Here is a 19,038-nt window from a genome sequence, read left to right as displayed (position 1 = left end):
CCTCGCCGCGTCCAGGGCCCGCCGGAGGTCCGCCGCCATCGTCGGCGTGAAGTGCAGCAGTACGATGTCCCCGGCCTGCAGCCGCGGCGTCGGCGGGGTCTCGCCCCAGGTGGTGATCGGCCTCTGGCTGCCGACCGGCTCCGACTAGGCCTCGCGGATCCCGATTGTCCCGCCCCAACCTCCTCTCGGCACCCCGAGAACAAACCGGGCCCTGGTGTCACCAGGAGCGCGTCCGCGTGGGAAGTTGCAGCGCGCAGCCGACAACGGTCAGTGGGCCGACTTGGACGCCACAGAGCCGAGGTCGGGCTCGGGTATGCGCCAGACGATTCGGACCTGCTCATCGAGCGGCAGCGAGGGCCCACCCACGTAGATGCAATCGATCAGGTAGAGAATGGCGAGCCGAAACGCCTCTGGCTCGATGTCTTCCACCGTAGGCACTGTTGCCCGGCTCAGTTTGTTGACCTGACGGACGAAGCGCGGCTCGGTCTCAAGGGATCCGAGCTCGGCAACGATGTCCGATCCCAGCGCTGAGTGTCTGCGCATAGCCTGGATCGAGCGCTCGACGAGGTTCGGCTCGGCTTCGATGCGGTCAAGGATGCGTTCGAGCACATAGGTGTGGATGACATCCGCTTCGATCCTTCCGTGCTCCACGGGATCGTCGCCCGTGCAGCTCGCACACCCCCCGCACCCGTCCGGCTCGATGAAGTCGCCCTCGGGGCCTTCGTCAGCCTGACGGGTGGAGATGAAACATGCGGCCACCCACATCGTCTCGGACCTGCTCAGCTCGAGATCCTCCGCGCTGCACAGATCAGGATCCGGGGGGCCGAGGTCCACGTCGGTGGTCTGAAGTTCGGAACGCATCAGCGACTCCATGGTCACCCACGCCGGATTCCATCCCTGAGCGCTGAGCAGCAGCGTTGCCACTGCTGCTCCCGGGCTCTTCCAGAAGATGACGTCCTCGTCATCACCATTGACAAAGTGCAGAACATGATCCGCAGGGTCGAATTCGGTCCCGGACATTTCCCCGAGGTGGGTGAGGACTGCTTGGCGTCCGCGATAGCGCCCGACGTAGCGGCGGGCCTGTGTGACGAAGGAATCGATGGTCGTGTCGTTCAGCACCGCGTTGGGGCTGACGCCGATGAAGCGGGGCGGATTGAGGGGGCCGAAGCGGCGAAGCTGCTGAGTGGCGTTCGCCCAGTACAACTCCTTCGCATGCGGGTCGTACACCATGCAGTACACGGGGATGTTGCCGTCTGCCCAGGTGTCGCCGTGCCGCTCGACGGGCACCGCGTAGCCGTTTCCCCGGCGCCAGCTGTCCCCGCCCTTGACCTGCACTTTGATCGTGTCGCTGGTGATGTCCCCGTCATCGGTGAAGGTGACGTAGAAGTCCTCGCCGAAGTCGTTCTGCCCGGATATTTCTTGCACGATGTGATCGTGCTCCTCGAGCAGCGTGCGCACGGCGTTCACTGCCGCTTGCCCGACCCGCCGCCCCTTTGCGATCTTCGGCATGCCACTCCCCCCGGAGGTTTCCCCATCTGCCCGGGCGGAGCGAGAAGGTTCCGCCACCCACCACTGTGCACCATGCCTCCGACACTGATCATCCGGAGACGGGCACCCGCATGGCAGGTCAGGGGGCAGTGGCGGCCGATGAGCGGCCCGTCCGGGTGCGGGGACGTCGGCCTCGAGCTCCGGCCTCACGGGCGAGGCCGAGCCTGCCGTAGCAAGTGGCCCGTTGAACCTCCAGGTAGCCGGGGGTCCTCCTGCACGCGTTACCCCAGGGCAGATCGTCGTCCACACGGTGAATGAGCCCTCCCGCCGTGTCGATGAGACGGTCCACCGTCCTCCGATCACCCATCAGGCCGGCTCCGTGAGCCTGCTGTTGCATCGCCATGATTCGCACCTTGGGCACCAAGTGGTGGTGGTCGGAATCGTCGAGGGCGGCTTCGCACCGATCCATGACCCCATACCCGTCGCCCAAATCCGTTCGGACCTGGGCCTGGTTGACGAGGGAGTACCCGATCAAGTGCGGGTCACGGGACCGTACGGCTATCTCCTGCGTCACTCCTCGCAGAGGGTGGCGTGAATCCCAGGTCCTCCGGCCATCGGACCGTCCGGTCGGGAGATCTCGACCCCCGTCGACAACATCGAGCCCGTCTGAGACGCCGGGAGCGCCGCTCCGACACCCGCTGGCCGGAGTCGAGGCACCCGCGTCTGGCCCACACCGTTGATGTCGATCGAGGATGTCATGTGGCGTCGATGTGGCATACGAAGGCCCCCAACCGTGATCGGTTGGGGGCCTTTGTGCTGGTGGGCGCGGACGGTTTCGAACCGCCGACATCTGCTTTGTAAGAGCAGCGCTCTACCCCTGAGCTACGCACCCGTGGATGAGTGGACAGCCTACATGGCGGGCACACCCCCCACGCAAACCCGTTCCCGTGGGAGAGAATGGACCGGGGCATGGCGGACGCGGTACGGGAGAGGCATTGTGACGACGGCATCCCGGCGGTGGTTCGGCGGGCGGGACGAGAGTCGGCGGGCGGATGCGCAGGCGGCGAAGGATGCCGCCGCGGCCGCGTTCTACGAGCTGGACACGGCGCAGCGGGATCTGCGGATCTCGATCGAGACGATCGCCGCGGCGGACGGGTCGCCCGCCGCGCGGCAGGCGACCGAGGGGTTCGCCGCGCTGGGGCGGCGGATCGACGAGGTCAGTCATGTCTACATCGAGGCGGTCGACGCGCACGACCTGGACCGGGCGGAGTTGGAGGCCTCGGTCGCCACGCGCGCGCGGGAGCAGCTGACCCGGGCCCGGGACGAGCTGGTGCGGGTCCAGGGGGAGCTGGAGCGGTTCGCGCAGGGGCTGCAGCCTCTGCTGGACAAGGCCGAGACGCAGCTCGCGCGGGTGGCGCCGGCCCGGGAGCGGGCCAGGGCGGCGCTGATCGGTGCGAGTGACGCGCTGGACGCCGTACGGGCCAAGGGGATACGGGCCGATGACCTCGCGGCGCGGCTGGCGGCGCTCGGCCCGGAGCTGACCAAGCTGAACCAGGGCGCGGCGCAGCACGGTGTGCAGGAGACGGTGCAGCGTGCCGACCGGATCCTGCGTGATGCGGAGGCGGTACGGGCCGAGGTGGCGCGGCTGCCCGAGCGGGCGGCGGAGATCGACCGGCGGCTGGTGAGTCTGCGGACGCGGGCGCAGGCGTTGCGCAACCGGGCGGACCGGGTGGATCCGGTGCTCAGTGAGCTGCGGCGGCGGTTCAGTGCGGCCTGCTGGCAGGACCTGCAGCACGTGCCGGACCAGGCGGTGCAGGACGTGGCGCGGGCCGAGGAGCAGCTGCGGGAGGCCGGCCGGGCCCGGGACGAGCAGCGCTGGGCCGATGTGGGGGCGCTGATCGAGGCGGTCCGCGGCTCGCTGGACGCGACGGACGAGGCGGTGTCGGCGGCGCAGGACCGGCTGACGCGGCTGGAGGCGGTGGCGCGGGATCCGCAGGCGGAGGTGGACCGGACCCGTTTCGCGATCCGGGATGCGCAGCGGCTGGCGATGGCGGGGCGCACTGTGCCGGATCCGCAGCACGCGCGGCCGCTGGACGATGCGGTGGCACGGGTGGCCCGGGCGGTTTCGGCGCTGGAGGGGCGGCATCCGGACTACTGGGCGTTCCTGCTGGAGATGGCGGACGTCCGGGCCTCCGTGAACCGGGTGGTGAACGGGATCCGGGCCGAGCGCGGGCACGCCTAGGGCGTCCGGGCCGGGACCCGGTTGTTTCCGGGCGGTCTACGACGGATGCTGGGAGGTGCCGGGAACGGACCAGAGGAGGGCACCATGGCTGCCCACACCACCAACAAGCCTCCTGTGACCCATGAGCCTTATGTGGCTCATGCGGCGTACGGGTGCACGGAACCGCACGAGCACTACGCGCCCTACGTCGCCCATGAGCCCGATCCCGACGCGCCCGCCCCACCGCGCCTTTCCGACACGGTCTCGCGGCGCATGGCACGCGTGCTGCACCCCGTCAACGCGCAGCTCGACGATCATCTGCCCACCGACCACAAGCTCAGCCAGGTGTACCGGGTCGGGGCGGGGCTGATGGGTCTGCTGCTGGTGGTGTTCGGGGTCCTGGGGCTGGTCAACCAGATCGGGTTCTTCGACACCGGCGGGGACACGGTGCTCGCCCTGAACACCAACGGGGCGCTGAGCGTCCTGTCGATCTGCATCGGCGTGCTGCTGATCTACGGGATGGTGGTGGGCGGCACCTTCGCCTCGACCCTGAACATCGTGGTGGGCGTCCTCTTCATAGCGAGCGGGTTCGTGAATCTCGCGCTCCTGGACACAGGGCTGAACTTCCTGGCCTTCAAGATCCAGAACGTGCTGTTCAGTTTCGTCGTCGGCGTGATGCTGATGTGGTTCGGGATGTACGGGCGGGTGGGCAGCGCCCTGCCCCACGACAATCCGTACTGGCGGGCCCGTCACCCCGAGCAGGCGGCCCGGGAGGACCGGGTGCGGCGCGCTCAGGGGCAGGCCCCCCTGACCCCCGTCATGCACGGACGCTGCCCGTAGCCGCGAGGTATGCGGCCGCGCCGTACGTAGCGCCCGGGCGCCGGGCGCGCTTAGCCTGTGCGCATGCCTCGATACGATTACCGCTGCCGGACCTGCGACGACACCTTTGAGGTCAGCCGGCCCATGGCCGAGTCCTCCGCGCCCGCCGACTGCCCGGCGGGGCACTCCGACACCGTGAAGCTGCTGTCCGCCGTCGCCGTGGGCGGGACGAGCAGCGCTCCCGCGCCCGCGATGGGCGGCGGGGGCGGCTGCTGTGGTGGCGGCGGCTGCGGCTGATCCCGGGTCCCGGGTCCCGGATCCCAGACCCCGGACCCCGGATCCCCCGGCTGGAGCCTCAGCGCTTGCGCGACAGGGTCAGGCCGTCCGAGATCGCGAGCAGGACGGATTCCATGCGCGGGTCGGCCGACACGTGGTCGTTGAAGGCGCGGACTCCGGCCGCCGCGCCCGTGGCCGACTCGTCGAGGACCGTGCCGTGGAACAGCGTGTTGTCGGTGACGATCAGGCCGCCGGGACGCAGTCGCGGCACGAGCTCCTCCCAGTAGGAGATCTGGCTCTGCTTGTCCGCGTCCACGTAGGCCATGTCGATGTGCGGTTCGGCCGGCATCGCGCGCAGGGTCTCCAGCGCCGGTGCGATGCGCAGCTCGATGCGGTCCGCGACGCCCGCCTCCTCCCAGGCCTGCCGGCCGTACTGCGTCCATTCCTCGGAGACGTCGCAGGCGATGAGGCGGCCGTCGGCGGGCAGCGCCTGAGCCATCGACAGGGCCGAGAAGCCGGTGAAGGTGCCGACCTCCACGATGTGGCGGGCGCCTGTCAGCCTCACCAGGAAGGCCAGCAGCGGCCCCTGCTCCTCCGCCGACTGCATCCCGGCCACGTCCGGGAATTTGGTGTACGTCGTCGCCACCAGCCCCCGCTGGACCTGGTCCAGCGGGGGATTGTGGTCGAGCATGTACCGGTAGAGCTCGTCGGTGATCTTGGTGCTGTTGCCCTTGGTCATGCGTCCAGTCTGCCCAGTCGGGCCGCCTCCTGGGCGAATGCGCGCACGATTTCCTCGCCCGCCAGGACGCCCGCCGTGGCCAGCGCGGTCACCGTCGGCGCCGTCCACGCCGCGTCGGCCAGTTCGCCGTGGCCCGGGCGCCAGGCCGCGTCCGCCGCCAGCAGCAGGTCCGCGTCCAGCAGCGAGTCGCCGGCCGCGAGGGTGGTGGAGGCTCCCGTGCGGCGGGCGACCTCGCGCATCGCCGCGCTCTTGGTGAGCGGGCGCGGGACCGCGTAGATCTTCCGGCCCTGGAGGGAGACCGTCCAGCCGCGGTCCTCGGCCCACCGGGTCAGGGCCTTGAGCCATTCGTCCGGGACCAGGGCCCGTTCGACGACGAGGTATGCGAAGAGGTCCTCCGCCAGGCGCGTCTTGCGCAGCCATGCCGGGTCGGCCGTGGCCAGCAGGTGCTGGTGCACCTCCTCCAGGGGGGCGCACTCCTCGGCCAGGCGCGCCGCGACCTGCCGCCGCCAGTCCCGGTCCGGGACCCCGTCGACGAGGAGCTGCCCGCCGTTGGCGCAGATGGCGTACGGGGCCGGGCGGCCGGGGAAGCGGATGCGCTGGTACTGCTTGCGGGTCCGGGTGGTGGTGGGGACGAAGACCACCGAGGGGTCGGCCGTCAGCTCCGCCAGCAGTCCCGCCGCCGTCTCCGTCATGTAGGACAGCGGCTTGCTCTCGTGGACCTCGACGCACAGCAGCCGCGGGGCCACCGGGTCGGGCATGGTCAGGCCGAGGGCGGCCGTCGAGTAGATGAGCGTACGGTCGAGATCACTGGCTACGAGGACAGTCACTTCGAGGCCACAGCCTTTCCGTCGGCGCCGGTGGCGCCGCGCGTGAATCGGGGGTGGATGAGTCCTACGCACGTGTAGGGCAGCCCGTCGACCTCTTCCACCGGGACGCCGCGCTGCTCGGCGAGCAGCCGTACGTGGTCCAGGTCGGCCCCGGCGCCGCGCTGCGCCAGAATCTTCCACGGCACCCGGCGCAGCAGGACGCGGGTGGTCTCGCCGACGCCGGGCTTGACGAGGTTCACGTCGTGGATGCCGTACTCCTCGCTGATCCGCTCGACCGCCGCCCAGCCCTCCCAGGTGGGTGTGCGGTCGGCCGCGAGGAGCTCTTTGACCTCCTCGTCGACGGCGTCGGCCACCGCGTCGAAGTGGGCGGCGACGGTGTCGACGAAGGCGACGGAGACGTCGGCTCCGGCGAGCTCGCGGTAGAACTTCGCGCCGTGGAAGTCGTCGGGACCGACGAGGTCGGACCTCAGAACCGTACGCGAGATGAGACCGGAGACGGTGGAGTTGAGACAGGCGGAGGGGATCAGGAAGTCTTCCCGGGTGCCGTACGTGCCGACGCAGGAGCCGGGGTCGGCGAGGACGACGATCTCCGGATTGAAGCCGTCGAACTCGGAGAGGGCTTCGCGCAGCTCGCGGGTGATGGCGCCCTTGCCGGTCCAGCCGTCGACGAAGACGACGTCGGCCGGGTCGTGGTGGGCGGCCAGCCAGCGCAGGGCGTTGGCGTCGATGCCGCGGCCGCGCACGATGGAGACGGCGTAGTGCGGCAGGTCCAGGCCGTGGCGGGCGCGGGCCCAGCGGCGCATCAGTACGCCTACGGGGGTACCGGCGCGGGCCAGGGAGACCAGGACCGGGGACGGGGAGCGCTCGGCGAGGACGGTCTCGGTGACCGTGCCGACGGCCCGGGCCACGCGGGCGGCGGAGGCGGCGAGCGCGCTCCCGTACAGCTCCTGGTACTGGGGGGACGGCTGGTACTCGACGGGCAGGGATTCGGCGTAGTGCGCGCCGCCCGCCTGTATCGCCTCCTCACGTTCCTCCGTCGGTGCCTCCAGCTCGACGTCGGAGAAGTCCTGGAGCAGCCAGCCGACGTCCTCGGGGGCGTACGAGGAGAAGGCGGGGCCGCGCAGGGGCTCGGGCATGATCGGCTCCTGCCGGTGGGGTGTGTCTGGTATGCCGGGTACGTACGAGGGGACGACGGCGAGCACGACGCGGCCGGTGTGCGGGGCGAGGGCCGCGAGCAGCCCGGCGTGGAGTTCGGGGGTGTCGCCGGCCGAGTCGACGACGGCGACGACGGCGTCGAAGCCGGCGCCCGCGACGTTGTAGGCGTAGCGGTCGCCGGGGCCGTCGGCGGGGGCGTCGTGGGCCGGGAAGACGAGCCGGGTGCGGATGGCGTAGCCGGGGTCGTCGACGGCGAGCACCGGCGAGCGGGTGGTGGTGGAGAAGCGGACCTCGCGGGCCGCGCCCGTCTCCTCCAGGGCCTTGGCGAGGCGCAGCGGCGCGTACATCAGCTCTTCGTTGCCGAGGACGAGGATCCGGCCGGGTGCGGCGGTGCCGAGCGCGGCCGTGAGCTGGTCGGCGAGTTCCGGCAGGGCCGCCTCCAGGCGGGCGCGGTGGGCGGGGCTGAAGCCGTGGCGGCCGCCGTCGGGGAGCCCGGAGGGCCAGTTCAGGTCGACGCGCGTGACCGGCTGCGGGCCGTCTGCCGGGGCTCCGCCCCGGACCCCGCTCCTCAAACGCCGGAGGGGCTGGTCATGCCCGGCTGCGGGGTCGTCCTCGGCGGGACCCTCGGGCTCCGCTTCGGCCCGGGGCGCGGGCTGGATTGGCCCGGCTGCGGGGTCGTCCTCGGCCAGAGCCTCGTGTTCCTCGACCAGGGCCTGGCCCTTGGCGAGGACGTCGTCCGGGAGGGAGACGGTGCCCGAGGCGAGGGCGATGAGGTCCACGCGCGCGCCCAGCTCGGCAGCGAAGGCGGTGAGCCGGTCGCGATCGGCCGGCGAGCGCATGTCGACGAGGGCGACGACGACGTAGTGCGAGCGGGGGTGGCGGGCGTGCAGGTCGCGGATGGTGTTCAGGACCGTGTTGCCGGTGGAGAACTCGTCGTCGACAAGGACCAGGGGCCCGCTGCCGGCCAGCAGTCGCGGGTCCTCGGGCAGCAGCAGGTGCGAGGTGGCGTGCGAGTGCGCCTCCTCGAAGCCGCCCGCGGGCTCCACGCCCGGCACGGGGCGGCGGGTGGAGTGCAGGTAGGGGGCGCCACCCAGGCCGTCGGCCACGCAGTGGCCGAGCCCGGTGGCGGTCTCGGCATAGCCGAGGACCACGGCGGCCGCGGCGCCGTCCGCGCCGAGCAGTGCCCGGACACGTTCGCCGAGCCCGTACCCGGCCGCGTACACCGTCCGCGGGGACTGCGGGACGTGCTTGCCCAGCACCTGCGAGACCAGCAGGTGCGCCCGCTTGGGGTTGCGGCGCAGGGCCAGTCCGAGCAGCTCCGTCAGCCGCGGACCGCCTTCGGAGTCCTCCAGGCTGACGCCCAGCCGCTCGGCGACCCAGGTACCCGACCACACTGCTTCGATCGTCTTGCCTTTCCTCGTCGTCCGCGCGGCCGCCGGCGGCCGCGCGTCCTTTTCCAAGGGCCTGCTCACACCTGGAGCCCGGCCGTGAGCAGGTCGACGAAGCCGACCTCCTCCTTCGCCACACCGAAGACCTCGGCGCGCAGCATGGTGCGCTCGGCCCAGGCCCGGTGGGGCTTCACCTCGTTCATCTTGTTCGTGTAGGCGCTGCGCATCACGCCGCCGCCGCCTCGCTCGGGGCGCAGGATGTCCTGCGCGTCGCAGAACTCCTCGTGCGAGACCACCGACAGTGCGTGCACGGGCGTGACGTGGGCGGGGTGGATGCAGGTCTTGCCGAGCAGCCCGTTGGCCCGGTCCAGCTCGATCTCGCGCAGCAGTCCGTCCAGGTCGTGCTCGATCAGGGCGGTGCGCAGTTCCTCCACGCCCTCCTCCAGGAAGGGGCTGCGGCGCAGCTGGGGCTTGAAGAGGCGCTGCTGGCTGCGGAAGTACTCCCAGACGGGCCCGGTCACCGTGAAGCCGGTGCCGTCGGCCCGGCTGAGGACGTTGACGACGTCCGCGATGACGCCCGCCACGATCTGGACGTCGTAGGCGGTCATGTCGGGCGTGCGGCGCAGGCCGTAGGCGGAGCAGAAGTCGGTCACGCCGAGCCGCAGCGCGAGGACCCGCTCGCGGTGGCTGTTGACCGTGCGGGAGATGCCGGCGAGGGCCTCGACGCGGGTTTCGAGGTGGAGGAGGTCCGGGGTTTCCAGGACCGGCATGGCATACAGGCGGGGCAGTCCGCCGGCGGCCTCCGCCTCGGCGACGGCTTCGAGGAAGGCGATCCCGCGGTTCTCGTCGAACTTCGGGAGTACGAATCCGGCCAGTCGGCGCACGGAGCCGCCCAGCCGGCGCACCAGGTCGGGTATCTGCTCGGGCGTACGGACGCGGATGAAGAGCAGCGGGAGCTCCGCGCCGTCGCCGTCGAGCTCGGAGAAGTGCCGGACGAGGTTCTCCTCGGCTCCGGTGACATCGCCGTCGCTGATGGAATCCTCCAGGCAGAGCACCATCGAGACGACTCCGCGGCCGGCCTGCTTGCGGATGTCGGCCGCGAGCGTGGGCCGGGTGGCCGGGCTGTAGAGGGTGGCTCCCAGCGCCGCCGCGAGGACGCGGGAGGGTGAGGCTCCGGTGAATTCCGCCGGTTCCTGGTGGAAGAGGTCCTTACGGACGGTGGGCGATATGTGCCCAAAGTGACGCATGTGCTTCCCCCGTACTCCCTCGGCGGCCCAACTGGCATGGCCGGTAATAGTACGTACGAACGTGAGTCAAGAGTTCCTCAAGCACATGAAGTTCAGGTAACCCTCTTGCACCATGCCCAGGTCTCGCGTTCGAGACAAGGCCCTACGGGGGGCCGCATTGTCCCTGTCCACCCCGGGAGGGCAGGATGACGTGCATGACGCACGCGATGCAGAAGGGCTCGAACATCCCGGTGGCCGCCGTGGCGGTCCGGGCGGTGCTGCGCTGGACCGGCGGCCCCGAGGTGCCGGACGTCGACGCCTCGGCGCTGCTCGTCGGCCCGGACGGCCGGGTGCGTTCGGACGAGGACTTCGTCTTCTACAACCAGCCCCGGCACCCCTCGGGGGCCGTCTGGCGGCTCGGCAAGAAGCAGATCGGTGACGCGATCACGGACGCCGTCCAGGCGGACCTGCGCGCGGTGACGCCCACGGTGGACCGGATCCTGGTGGTCGCCTCCGCCGAGGACGTCCCGTTCCAGCGGGTCCACGACCTGCGGATCCTCCTCTACGACGCCGCCGCGACCGGCGGCTCCGAACCGCTGGCCTACTTCGACGTACGGCCCGAGACCGGTGCCGAGACGGCGCTGATCTGCGGGGAGCTGTACCGGCGGGGCGAGGGGTGGAAGTTCCGGGCGCTCGGCGAGGGCTACTCCGACGGACTGGTGGGGCTCGCGACCGACCACGGGATCTCGGTCGACGAGAACGCCGCCGAGGCCGAGGCGGCCCCCGCGACCGGTGCCGGCGCCGGTCCCGGCTCCGGGCCCGCTTCCGAGCAGACGGCGATGATGGCCCCGCCCACTCAGGCCCCGCCGCCCGTCCAGCCCGCCTACGGGTACCCGCAGCCGGTGTCCCCGGCCCCGGTGCCCGGTCCGGGCGGCGATCCGTCCTTCCGGCTGCCGGTACAGGGCCCGCAGTTCATCCGCCGCTGACGCAGCCGACCGGCTGACCGGCTGACCGGCTGACGCAGCCGCCCGGCCGACTTCGCCGGCGCCGGCCCGGCTCGCGCCGCGGGCCCCGCGGACGATCACCCGTCCCGGGGCCCCGGTCAGCTCTTGGTGCTCTTGTAGCCCCGCCCCCACTGGAGCCCCCAGCCGTACAGCCGGTCCAGCTCGGCCTGGAATCCGTACACGAACTTCACCTCGCGCCGGACCACGAGCTCGCCCTTGACCTTCTCCAGGGAGACGACCGCGCAGGAGCGGGCCTGCGGGTGCCGCTCGTCCAGCGGGATCTCGATCCGCGGCCCCGTGACGGGGTAGAGGGTGACCATGGCGTGCGTCCGGTCGAAGGCCGGGGTCTGGTCGTAGATGTAGACGAAGACCAGCAGCCGCTTGATCTCGTCGGCGTGGTCGAGGTTGACGTAGAGGGTCTCCCCCGACGCCGAGCCGAACCGGTCGTCCCCGCTGAGCTTGACGTACGGCGGGTCGTTGAGGTCGCCCAGCAGGTTCCCCAGCGGCTGCACCGCGCCGCGGGTGCCGTCCGTCAGCTCGTACAGGCAGCCCATGTCGAGGTCGACATTGACCATGCCCTGGGTGTGCGCCTGCACCATGTCCGGCTTGAACAGCTTGAACGGGTGCCGGAAGAGCTGGCCGCTCTGGCCGGAGCGGCCCCCGATGTCCGAGGTGCGCATGCGCCAGGACAGGTTCACGCGCAGATTGCCGTGGACGGCCCCCTGTTTGGTGAGCGACACCGTCGCATGTCGCTTGTTCAGCTCGATCGCGTTCGACGAGGCACTGCCCGACTGGAACTGCACGGCCCGGCTGCCCATGATGCCGTCGAAGAAGCCCATCCCCTACCCCCCTGGTCCCCTGATCCCCTGATCGCCCTGAGCCTACGGAAGCGGGGCGGCCCGCCGGGTCCTCGGACCCGGTGGACCGCCCCGCAATGGAGCGTTCCGCATTACCGCCGCGGTCATGCCTCGGCCGTGGAACCCTCCAGTTCCAGGCGCTTGTTGCGGCGCACCGAGGACCAGAAGGACCATCCGATGAGCAGCACGCCGACGAGACCGGTGATGATCTCGTTGATCTCGTACTGGATGGTGACGAGCAGGATCACGGCGAGCGCGCCGATGGCGTAGTGCGCCCCGTGCTCCAGGTAGACGTAGTCGTCGAGAGTGCCCTGGCGGACCAGGTAGACCGTCAGCGAACGGACGTACATGGCACCGATGCCGAGGCCGAGGGCCATGAGCACGATGTCGTTGGTGATGGCGAAGGCGCCGATGACCCCGTCGAAGGAGAAGGAGGCGTCGAGGACCTCGAGGTAGAGGAACATGAAGAAGGCGGCCTTGCCGGCCATGGCGACGGCCGAGACGGGCTTGCCGGTCCGCTTGGCCTCTTCCTCCGCCTCGTGCTCGGCCTCCTCCTCTTCCTCCAGCTTGTCCTCGAAGTAGCCGGAGAGGCCGCCGACGACCATGTAGGTGATCAGGCCGAGGATGCCGGAGATCAGGACGGTCTGCGCCTTGTCCACGTGGACGCCACCGTGCTGGTGGGCGTGGGCCCCGACGGTCATCGAGGCGACGACCAGGACGATCAGCGCGATGCAGGCGGACAGCATGTCGACCTTGCCGAGCTTGGCGAGGGGACGCTCCAGCCAGGCGAGCCACTTGATGTCACGGTCCTCGAAGATGAAGTCGAGGAAGATCATCAGCAGGAACATGCCACCGAACGCGGCGATGGACGGGTGCGCGTCGGTGACGAGCTGCTCGTACATCTCCTTGTCATTGAGGGCCAGTTCCACGGCCTCGATGGGCCCGATCTTGGCGCTGATCGCGACGATCACAACGGGGAAGACCAGTCGCATACCGAAGACCGCGATGAGTACGCCGACGGTGAGGAAGATCTTCTGCCAGAAGGCATTCATCTTCTTCAGGATTCCGGCGTTGACCACCGCGTTGTCGAAAGACAGCGAGATCTCGAGGACCGACAGGATCGCCACGATCCCGAAGGCTTGCCACCCCCCGTAGAACACCGCTGCGACCAGACCGAGCGCAGTGATTGCGAACGACCAGCCGAAGGTTTTGAGAAGCACTGGCACCCCATCGTCTTGTACGGCTTTACGAAACGTTGACCCCGAAGTCTAGAGCGATGCCCCGGAGCCCCGACGCGTACCCCTGCCCCACCGCACGGAACTTCCATTCGCCCCCGTACCGGTAGACCTCGCCGAAGATCATCGCGGTTTCGCTGGACGCGTCCTCGGACAGGTCGTAGCGGGCCAGTTCCTGGCCGTCGGCCTGGTTCACCACGCGGATGAAGGCGTTGCTGACCTGGCCGAAGCTCTGCCGGCGGGAGTCCGCGTCGTGGATCGAGACCGGGAAGACGATCTTGTCCACGGCTGCCGGCACCTTGGTGAGGTCGATGATGATCGACTCGTCGTCGCCTTCACCCTCGCCGGTGAGGTTGTCCCCCGTGTGTTCGACGGAGCCGTCGGGGCTCTTCAGGTTGTTGTAGAAGACGAAGTACTCGTCCCCCAGCACCCGGCCGCTGTTGCAGAGCAGCGCGCTGGCGTCGAGGTCGAAATCGGCTCCCGTGGTCGAGCGCGCGTCCCATCCGAGACCGATCAGAACCCTGGTGAGGTTCGGTGCGGCCTTGGAGAGGGAGACATTGCCCCCCTTGGCGAGTGTGACGCCCATGTTGTGGTCCTCCCCGGACGACGGTGTGGCGGGTGTGGTGCGGTGTGGCGGGTGTGGTGCGGTGTGGCGGGTGTGGCGCGGTGTGGCGCGGTGCGGTGTGGCGGTGTGCCGCCCGCGGCGGTGTCCGCGGGTAAAGCCGGTCCGGCGCCGTACACACAGTGCACGGCGCCGGACGGACGGACTGCTCTCAGGCTCAGACGTTGACGCCGAAGTCCTGCGCGATGCCGCGCAGGCCCGATGCGTAACCCTGGCCGATGGCGCGGAACTTCCACTCCGCACCGTTGCGGTACAGCTCGCCGAAGACCATGGCGGTCTCGGTCGAGGCGTCCTCGGAGAGGTCGTAACGGGCGAGCTCGCTGTTGTCGGCCTGGTTCACCACACGGATGTACGCGTTGCGGACCTGGCCGAAGCTCTGCTGGCGGCTCTCGGCCTCGTAGATCGAGACCGGGAAGACGATCTTGGCGACGTCGGCCGGGACGCCGGCCAGGTTGACCTTGATCGCCTCGTCGTCGCCCTCGCCCTCACCGGTGGTGTTGTCACCGGTGTGCTCGACCGAGCCGTCGGGGCTCTTCAGGTTGTTGAAGAAGACGAAGTTCGCGTCGCTGGTGACCTTGCCCTGGTCGCTGGTCAGGATCGCGCTGGCGTCGAGGTCGAAGTCGACACCGGTGGTGGTGCGAGCATCCCAGCCCAGACCGACGATGACCGCCGTCAGGTTAGGCGCGGCCTTGGTCAGCGAGACGTTGCCGCCCTTGCTGAGGCTGACTCCCACGGGTCCTCCATTGGGTTCTGTGTGTGGGGCGGTGCCCCGTCGTGCAGGGGGCCCTCCCGGCCGTGACCGGAGGAGCTACCGGATCAACGTTTCGATCCTAGTGACGGGTTCCCGCCTGTAAGCGGTTTTCGCAGGGAAAATGCGTGTACGGCCCGCTCGGCCGCGCTCAGAGACTGTCGAGTGCCTTGATGTACTCGTTCAGGTCACGCGCGTCGGGCAGTCCGTTGACGACAGTCCAGCGCACGACGCCCTCCTTGTCGATGATGAAGGTGCCGCGGACCGCGCATCCCTTGTCCTCGTCGAAGACGCCGTAGGCGCGCGAGGTCTCCCCGTGCGGCCAGAAGTCCGACAGCAGCGGATACTCCAGGCCCTCCTGCTCCCCGAAGACCCGCAGGGTGGGCACGGAGTCGTTGGAGACGGCCAGGAGCTGCACGTCGTCGTTCTGGAAGCGCGGGAGCTGGTCGCGCAGCTCGCACAGCTCGCCGGTGCAGACGCCGGTGAAGGCGAACGGGTAGAAGAGCAGCACCACTGCCTTCTCGCCCCGGAAGTCGGAGAGCCGCACGGTGGCGCCGTGGTTGTCCTTGAGCTCGAAGTCCGGGGCCTTGTCGCCGACCTCGATCGCCATCTCTCGCATCCCTTCGTTCCCGCATCCCCGCGTTGGGCTGTTCGGGTGAGTCACAGACTAGGCCCTGGACGTGGGCAGGTCATGGAACGCACACACCCCGCAGACCGGGGTCACCTGGTCGGCGGGGTGTGGTTGCGTGTCCGCTCGGCTGCGGTTGCGGCTCAGCGCTTGGCCTTGGCCGCCTTCGGCGTCACCAGCTTGGTGGACGTCCACTCCTTGCCGACGGGCAGACCCTTGGCCAGGGAGAGGCCGGCCGTCTCGGCGGCCTCGCTGATGTCACTGGCCTCGACGTAGCCGTCACGGCCCGTCTTGGGGGTCAGCAGCAGGATCAGTGCGCCGTCCTCGACCAGCTCGGTCGCGTCGACCAGGGCGTCCGTCAGGTCGCCGTCCTCGTCGCGGAACCACAACAGCACCGCGTCGGCGACGTCGTCGTAGTCCTCGTCGGCGAGCTCGCTGACGAGCTTCTCGACAGCGTCACGGAATTCCTGATCGACGTCTTCGTCGTAGCCGATCTCCTGGACCACCTGTTCGGACTGGAAACCCAGCCGGGCGGCCAGGCTCTCCGCGTGGTCCGCGGTCGCGCTCACGGGGTGCCTCCTGCTCATGTTCGGTGAATGTCTTCGGCGGCGCGCGTACGCGCAGCATTGGGCGTAGTCCACACGGGCGCGGCGGATCGCGCAAGTACCCGGCCGCCGAGACCGTCGAAACGGTGACGATTGCGGCCGTCTCGCCGCAACTTTCAGGCTTCCCGTGTGCACCTCTCGTGATTCATCCCACACCATTCCAGCTCATTCGGCATCATCGTCGACGCTTGAGGACTTTCCTACCTGTTTGAGGGACGAACGGTCTTACGAAGCCGGTGCCCGTGTTGGGCGTAAGGTTGCAGTTTGGCCGGACTCGCGACGGATCCCTGCCGATCCTTCCCTCCCGGGTTCCCTGCGGTTTCCAGGGATTACCCGGTGGTAAAGATGAAGATTTCGGCCCAGCGTAAGAGCATGGGAGGCGGCGAACCCAAGGCACGACTCCCCCGACAGCGAAGGAACAGCGTGGCTTCCGCATCCGATCGCAATCCGATCATCATTGGCGGCCTGCCGAGTCAGGTCCCGGACTTCGATCCGGAGGAGACGCAGGAGTGGCTCGACTCCCTGGACGCCGCAGTCGACGAGCGGGGCCGTGAACGGGCCCGCTACCTGATGCTGCGGCTGATCGAGCGGGCCCGCGAGAAGCGCGTGGCCGTGCCGGAGATGCGCAGCACGGACTACGTCAACACGATCGCCACCCGGGACGAGCCGTTCTTCCCCGGCAACGAGGAGATCGAGCGCAAGGTCCTCAACGCCACCCGCTGGAACGCGGCCGTCATGGTCTCGCGCGCCCAGCGTCCCGGTATCGGCGTCGGCGGCCACATCGCCACGTTCGCCTCCTCCGCCTCCCTCTACGACGTGGGCTTCAACCACTTCTTCCGCGGCAAGGACGAGGGCGACGGCGGCGACCAGATCTTCTTCCAGGGCCATGCCTCCCCCGGTATCTACGCCCGCGCCTACCTCCTGGACCGTCTCACCGAACAGCAGCTCGACTCCTTCCGCCAGGAGAAGTCGAAGGCCCCGTACGGCCTTTCGAGCTACCCGCACCCGCGGCTGATGCCCGACTTCTGGGAGTTCCCGACCGTCTCGATGGGCCTCGGTCCGCTCGGGGCGATCTACCAGGCGCGGATGAACCGGTACATGGAGGCGCGCGGTATCGCCGACACCTCCAAGTCCCACGTCTGGGCGTATCTCGGCGACGGCGAGATGGACGAGCCGGAGTCGCTGGGCCAGCTGTCGATCGCGGCCCGTGAGGGTCTGGACAACCTGACCTTCGTCGTCAACTGCAACCTGCAGCGCCTCGACGGCCCGGTACGCGGAAACGGCAAGATCATCCAGGAGCTGGAGTCGATCTTCCGCGGGGCCGGCTGGAACGTCATCAAGCTGATCTGGGACCGTTCCTGGGACCCGCTGCTGGCCCAGGACCGCGACGGCATCCTCGTCAACAAGATGAACTCCACGCCCGACGGACAGTTCCAGACGTACGCCACCGAGTCGGGCGCGTACATCCGCGAGCACTTCTTCGGCGGCGACCAGCGGCTGCGCGCGATGGTCGAGAACATGTCCGACCAGCAGATCCAGCACCTGGGCCGCGGCGGTCACGACCACAAGAAGGTCTACGCGGCCTACGCGGCGGCCAAGGCCCACAAGGGCCAGCCGACGGTGATCCTGGCCCAGACTGTGAAGGGCTGGACGCTCGGCCCGAACTTCGAGGGCCGCAACGCGACGCACCAGATGAAGAAGCTGACGGTCGACGACCTCAAGCGCTTCCGCGACCGTCTGCACATCCCGATCACGGACGCGCAGCTGGAGGGCGGGGCCCCGCCGTACTACCACCCGGGCCCGAGCTCCCCCGAGATCCAGTACATGCACGACCAGCGCAGCGCGCTGGGCGGGTACGTGCCGACCCGTGTGGTGCGCGCGAAGCCGCTGCAGCTGCCGGACGACAAGACGTACGCGGCCGCCAAGAAGGGGTCCGGGCAGCAGTCGATCGCCACGACCATGGCCTTCGTCCGCATCCTGAAGGACCTGATGCGGGACAAGGAGATCGGCAAGCGCTTCGTGCTGATCGCGCCCGACGAGTACCGCACCTTCGGTATGGACGCCTTCTTCCCGAGCGCCAAGATCTACAACCCGCTGGGCCAGCAGTACGAGGCGGTCGACCGCGACCTGCTGCTCGCGTACAAGGAGTCCCCGACCGGCCAGATGCTGCACGACGGCATCTCGGAGGCGGGCTGCACGGCCTCGCTGATCGCCGCGGGCTCGGCGTACGCGACGCACGGCGAGCCGCTGATCCCGGTCTACGTCTTCTACTCGATGTTCGGTTTCCAGCGCACGGGTGACCAGTTCTGGCAGATGGCCGACCAGCTCGCGCGCGGTTTCGTCCTCGGCGCGACCGCGGGACGGACCACTCTCACGGGTGAGGGCCTCCAGCACGCCGACGGTCACTCCCAGCTGCTGGCCTCGACCAACCCGGGCTGCGTGGCGTACGACCCGGCCTACGGCTACGAGATCGCGCACATCGTCAAGGACGGTCTGCGGCGGATGTACGGCCCGGAGGCGGAGGACGTCTTCTACTACCTGACCGTCTACAACGAGCCGATCCAGCACCCGGCCGAGCCGGCGGACGTCGACGTGGACGGCATCCTCAAGGGCATCCACCGGGTGTCGCAGGGCACCGACGGCACGATCGGGGCGCAGCTGATGGCCTCGGGCGTGGCGGTGCCGTGGGCGCTGGAGGCGCAGCGGATCCTGGCGGCCGACTGGGGCGTCCGGGCGGACGTCTGGTCGGCGACCTCCTGGAACGAGCTGCGCCGCGAGGCGGTCGAGGTGGAGCAGCACAACCTGCTCCACCCGGAGGAGGAGCAGCGCGTCCCGTACGTGACGCGGAAGCTGTCGGGTGCGGAGGGGCCGTTCGTGGCTGTCTCGGACTGGATGCGGGCGGTTCCGGACCAGATCTCGCGGTGGGTGCCGGGTGCGTACACCTCGCTGGGTGCGGACGGCTTCGGCTTCGCGGACACCCGGGGCGCGGCGCGCCGCTTCTTCCACATCGACGCCCAGTCGGTGGTCCTGGCGACGCTCACCGAGCTCGCGCGGGCGGGGAAGATCGACCGCTCGGTGCTGAAGCAGGCGGTCGACCGGTACCAGCTGCTGGACGTGACGGCGGCGGACCCGGGCGCCGCGGGCGGCGACGCGTAGACCCGCCCGCAGCGGGACGGATGACACTGGGCGGGTCCCGGCTT

At 69.7% G+C, this 19,038-nt stretch carries 16 protein-coding genes, 1 tRNA gene and 1 pseudogene; 5 read left to right on the top strand and 13 right to left on the bottom strand.

Annotated elements, in window-relative coordinates:
* Positions 1–267: 267 nt before the first annotated feature.
* The 3 genes and pseudogenes from ACZ573_RS10750 to ACZ573_RS10740 all read right to left on the bottom strand — a co-directional run bounded on the left by ACZ573_RS10750 (position 268) and on the right by ACZ573_RS10740 (position 2,380).
* The gene (locus ACZ573_RS10750) at positions 268–1,509 is read right to left on the bottom strand and encodes a DUF4365 domain-containing protein (protein ID WP_471301925.1); all 1,242 of its coding nucleotides are present in this window, start codon (positions 1,507–1,509) and stop codon (positions 268–270) included.
* 181 nt (positions 1,510–1,690) lie between these two features.
* Positions 1,691–2,068 (bottom strand): annotated as a pseudogene (locus tag ACZ573_RS10745) (Twin-arginine translocation pathway signal); the annotation flags it as partial.
* A gap of 237 nt (positions 2,069–2,305) precedes the next feature.
* Positions 2,306–2,380 (bottom strand) — tRNA-Val (locus tag ACZ573_RS10740).
* A gap of 105 nt (positions 2,381–2,485) precedes the next feature.
* On the opposite strand from ACZ573_RS10740, the gene ACZ573_RS10735 reads away from it, so the two are divergent.
* From ACZ573_RS10735 to ACZ573_RS10725, 3 genes are all read left to right on the top strand, one after another.
* Positions 2,486–3,730, top strand: coding sequence for a coiled-coil domain-containing protein (locus ACZ573_RS10735; protein WP_471301922.1), 1,245 nt, complete (start codon positions 2,486–2,488; stop codon positions 3,728–3,730).
* Between the two features lie 252 nt (positions 3,731–3,982).
* Positions 3,983–4,549, top strand: coding sequence for a DUF4383 domain-containing protein (locus ACZ573_RS10730; RefSeq protein ID WP_471302642.1), 567 nt, complete (start codon positions 3,983–3,985; stop codon positions 4,547–4,549).
* A gap of 63 nt (positions 4,550–4,612) precedes the next feature.
* Positions 4,613–4,825 carry an FmdB family zinc ribbon protein gene (locus ACZ573_RS10725; RefSeq protein ID WP_094744670.1) on the top strand — a complete coding sequence of 71 codons (213 nt, stop codon included), beginning with the start codon at positions 4,613–4,615 and terminating at the stop codon, positions 4,823–4,825.
* Positions 4,826–4,883: 58 nt separating this feature from the next.
* Here the strand turns inward: ACZ573_RS10725 and ACZ573_RS10720 are convergent, their stop codons facing one another.
* The 4 genes from ACZ573_RS10720 to ACZ573_RS10705 all read right to left on the bottom strand — a co-directional run bounded on the left by ACZ573_RS10720 (position 4,884) and on the right by ACZ573_RS10705 (position 10,160).
* The gene (locus ACZ573_RS10720) at positions 4,884–5,543 is read right to left on the bottom strand and encodes an O-methyltransferase (RefSeq protein ID WP_390799544.1); all 660 of its coding nucleotides are present in this window, start codon (positions 5,541–5,543) and stop codon (positions 4,884–4,886) included.
* A complete protein-coding gene (locus ACZ573_RS10715; RefSeq protein ID WP_471301918.1) occupies positions 5,540–6,370 on the bottom strand; it encodes an HAD family hydrolase in 831 nt (276 codons plus the stop codon). The genes ACZ573_RS10720 and ACZ573_RS10715 overlap by 4 nt, the downstream gene beginning before the upstream one ends.
* A complete protein-coding gene (locus tag ACZ573_RS10710) occupies positions 6,367–8,928 on the bottom strand; it encodes a phosphoribosyltransferase (protein WP_471302639.1) in 2,562 nt (853 codons plus the stop codon). Before ACZ573_RS10710 ends, ACZ573_RS10715 begins: the two co-directional genes overlap by 4 nt.
* A gap of 65 nt (positions 8,929–8,993) precedes the next feature.
* Positions 8,994–10,160, bottom strand: coding sequence for an HpcH/HpaI aldolase/citrate lyase family protein (locus ACZ573_RS10705; RefSeq protein WP_471301915.1), 1,167 nt, complete (start codon positions 10,158–10,160; stop codon positions 8,994–8,996).
* 194 nt (positions 10,161–10,354) lie between these two features.
* On the opposite strand from ACZ573_RS10705, the gene ACZ573_RS10700 reads away from it, so the two are divergent.
* Positions 10,355–11,125, top strand: coding sequence for a TerD family protein (locus ACZ573_RS10700; protein WP_471301912.1), 771 nt, complete (start codon positions 10,355–10,357; stop codon positions 11,123–11,125).
* A gap of 116 nt (positions 11,126–11,241) precedes the next feature.
* Here the strand turns inward: ACZ573_RS10700 and ACZ573_RS10695 are convergent, their stop codons facing one another.
* The 6 genes from ACZ573_RS10695 to ACZ573_RS10670 form a co-directional block, all read right to left on the bottom strand.
* Positions 11,242–11,982 carry a TerD family protein gene (locus ACZ573_RS10695; RefSeq protein ID WP_301371421.1) on the bottom strand — a complete coding sequence of 247 codons (741 nt, stop codon included), beginning with the start codon at positions 11,980–11,982 and terminating at the stop codon, positions 11,242–11,244.
* Positions 11,983–12,104: 122 nt separating this feature from the next.
* The gene (locus tag ACZ573_RS10690; RefSeq protein ID WP_471301909.1) at positions 12,105–13,220 is read right to left on the bottom strand and encodes a DUF475 domain-containing protein; all 1,116 of its coding nucleotides are present in this window, start codon (positions 13,218–13,220) and stop codon (positions 12,105–12,107) included.
* A 25-nt stretch (positions 13,221–13,245) separates the two neighbouring features.
* Entirely contained in the window at positions 13,246–13,821 is a 576-nt protein-coding gene (locus ACZ573_RS10685) for a TerD family protein (RefSeq protein WP_030715379.1), read from the bottom strand.
* Positions 13,822–14,014: 193 nt separating this feature from the next.
* The gene (locus tag ACZ573_RS10680) at positions 14,015–14,590 is read right to left on the bottom strand and encodes a TerD family protein (RefSeq protein ID WP_030715382.1); all 576 of its coding nucleotides are present in this window, start codon (positions 14,588–14,590) and stop codon (positions 14,015–14,017) included.
* Between the two features lie 166 nt (positions 14,591–14,756).
* A complete protein-coding gene (locus tag ACZ573_RS10675; protein WP_453422000.1) occupies positions 14,757–15,215 on the bottom strand; it encodes a peroxiredoxin in 459 nt (152 codons plus the stop codon).
* Between the two features lie 161 nt (positions 15,216–15,376).
* Complete coding sequence (locus tag ACZ573_RS10670; RefSeq protein WP_189736701.1) at positions 15,377–15,802, bottom strand: DUF3052 domain-containing protein; 426 nt, start codon at positions 15,800–15,802, stop codon at positions 15,377–15,379.
* Between the two features lie 459 nt (positions 15,803–16,261).
* Between ACZ573_RS10670 and aceE the strand changes: the two genes are divergently transcribed.
* Positions 16,262–18,994, top strand: coding sequence for a pyruvate dehydrogenase (acetyl-transferring), homodimeric type (gene aceE, locus ACZ573_RS10665; protein WP_471301904.1), 2,733 nt, complete (start codon positions 16,262–16,264; stop codon positions 18,992–18,994).
* The last annotated feature ends 44 nt before the right edge of the window (positions 18,995–19,038 follow it).

It is taken from the genome of Streptomyces sp. NPDC040545 (assembly GCF_055595065.1).
This window is presented reverse-complemented; position numbering and strand designations above follow the sequence as displayed.

Coding starts and splice junctions, on each gene's coding strand:
- ACZ573_RS10750 (WP_471301925.1), bottom strand. CDS start 1,509: ATGCCGAAGATCGCAAAGGGGCGGCGGGTCGGGCAAGCGGCAGTGAAC.
- ACZ573_RS10730 (WP_471302642.1), top strand. CDS start 3,983: ATGGCACGCGTGCTGCACCCCGTCAACGCGCAGCTCGACGATCATCTG.
- ACZ573_RS10725 (WP_094744670.1), top strand. CDS start 4,613: ATGCCTCGATACGATTACCGCTGCCGGACCTGCGACGACACCTTTGAG.
- ACZ573_RS10720 (WP_390799544.1), bottom strand. CDS start 5,543: ATGACCAAGGGCAACAGCACCAAGATCACCGACGAGCTCTACCGGTAC.
- ACZ573_RS10705 (WP_471301915.1), bottom strand. CDS start 10,160: ATGCGTCACTTTGGGCACATATCGCCCACCGTCCGTAAGGACCTCTTC.
- ACZ573_RS10700 (WP_471301912.1), top strand. CDS start 10,355: ATGACGCACGCGATGCAGAAGGGCTCGAACATCCCGGTGGCCGCCGTG.
- ACZ573_RS10695 (WP_301371421.1), bottom strand. CDS start 11,982: ATGGGCTTCTTCGACGGCATCATGGGCAGCCGGGCCGTGCAGTTCCAG.
- ACZ573_RS10685 (WP_030715379.1), bottom strand. CDS start 13,821: ATGGGCGTCACACTCGCCAAGGGGGGCAATGTCTCCCTCTCCAAGGCC.
- ACZ573_RS10675 (WP_453422000.1), bottom strand. CDS start 15,215: ATGGCGATCGAGGTCGGCGACAAGGCCCCGGACTTCGAGCTCAAGGAC.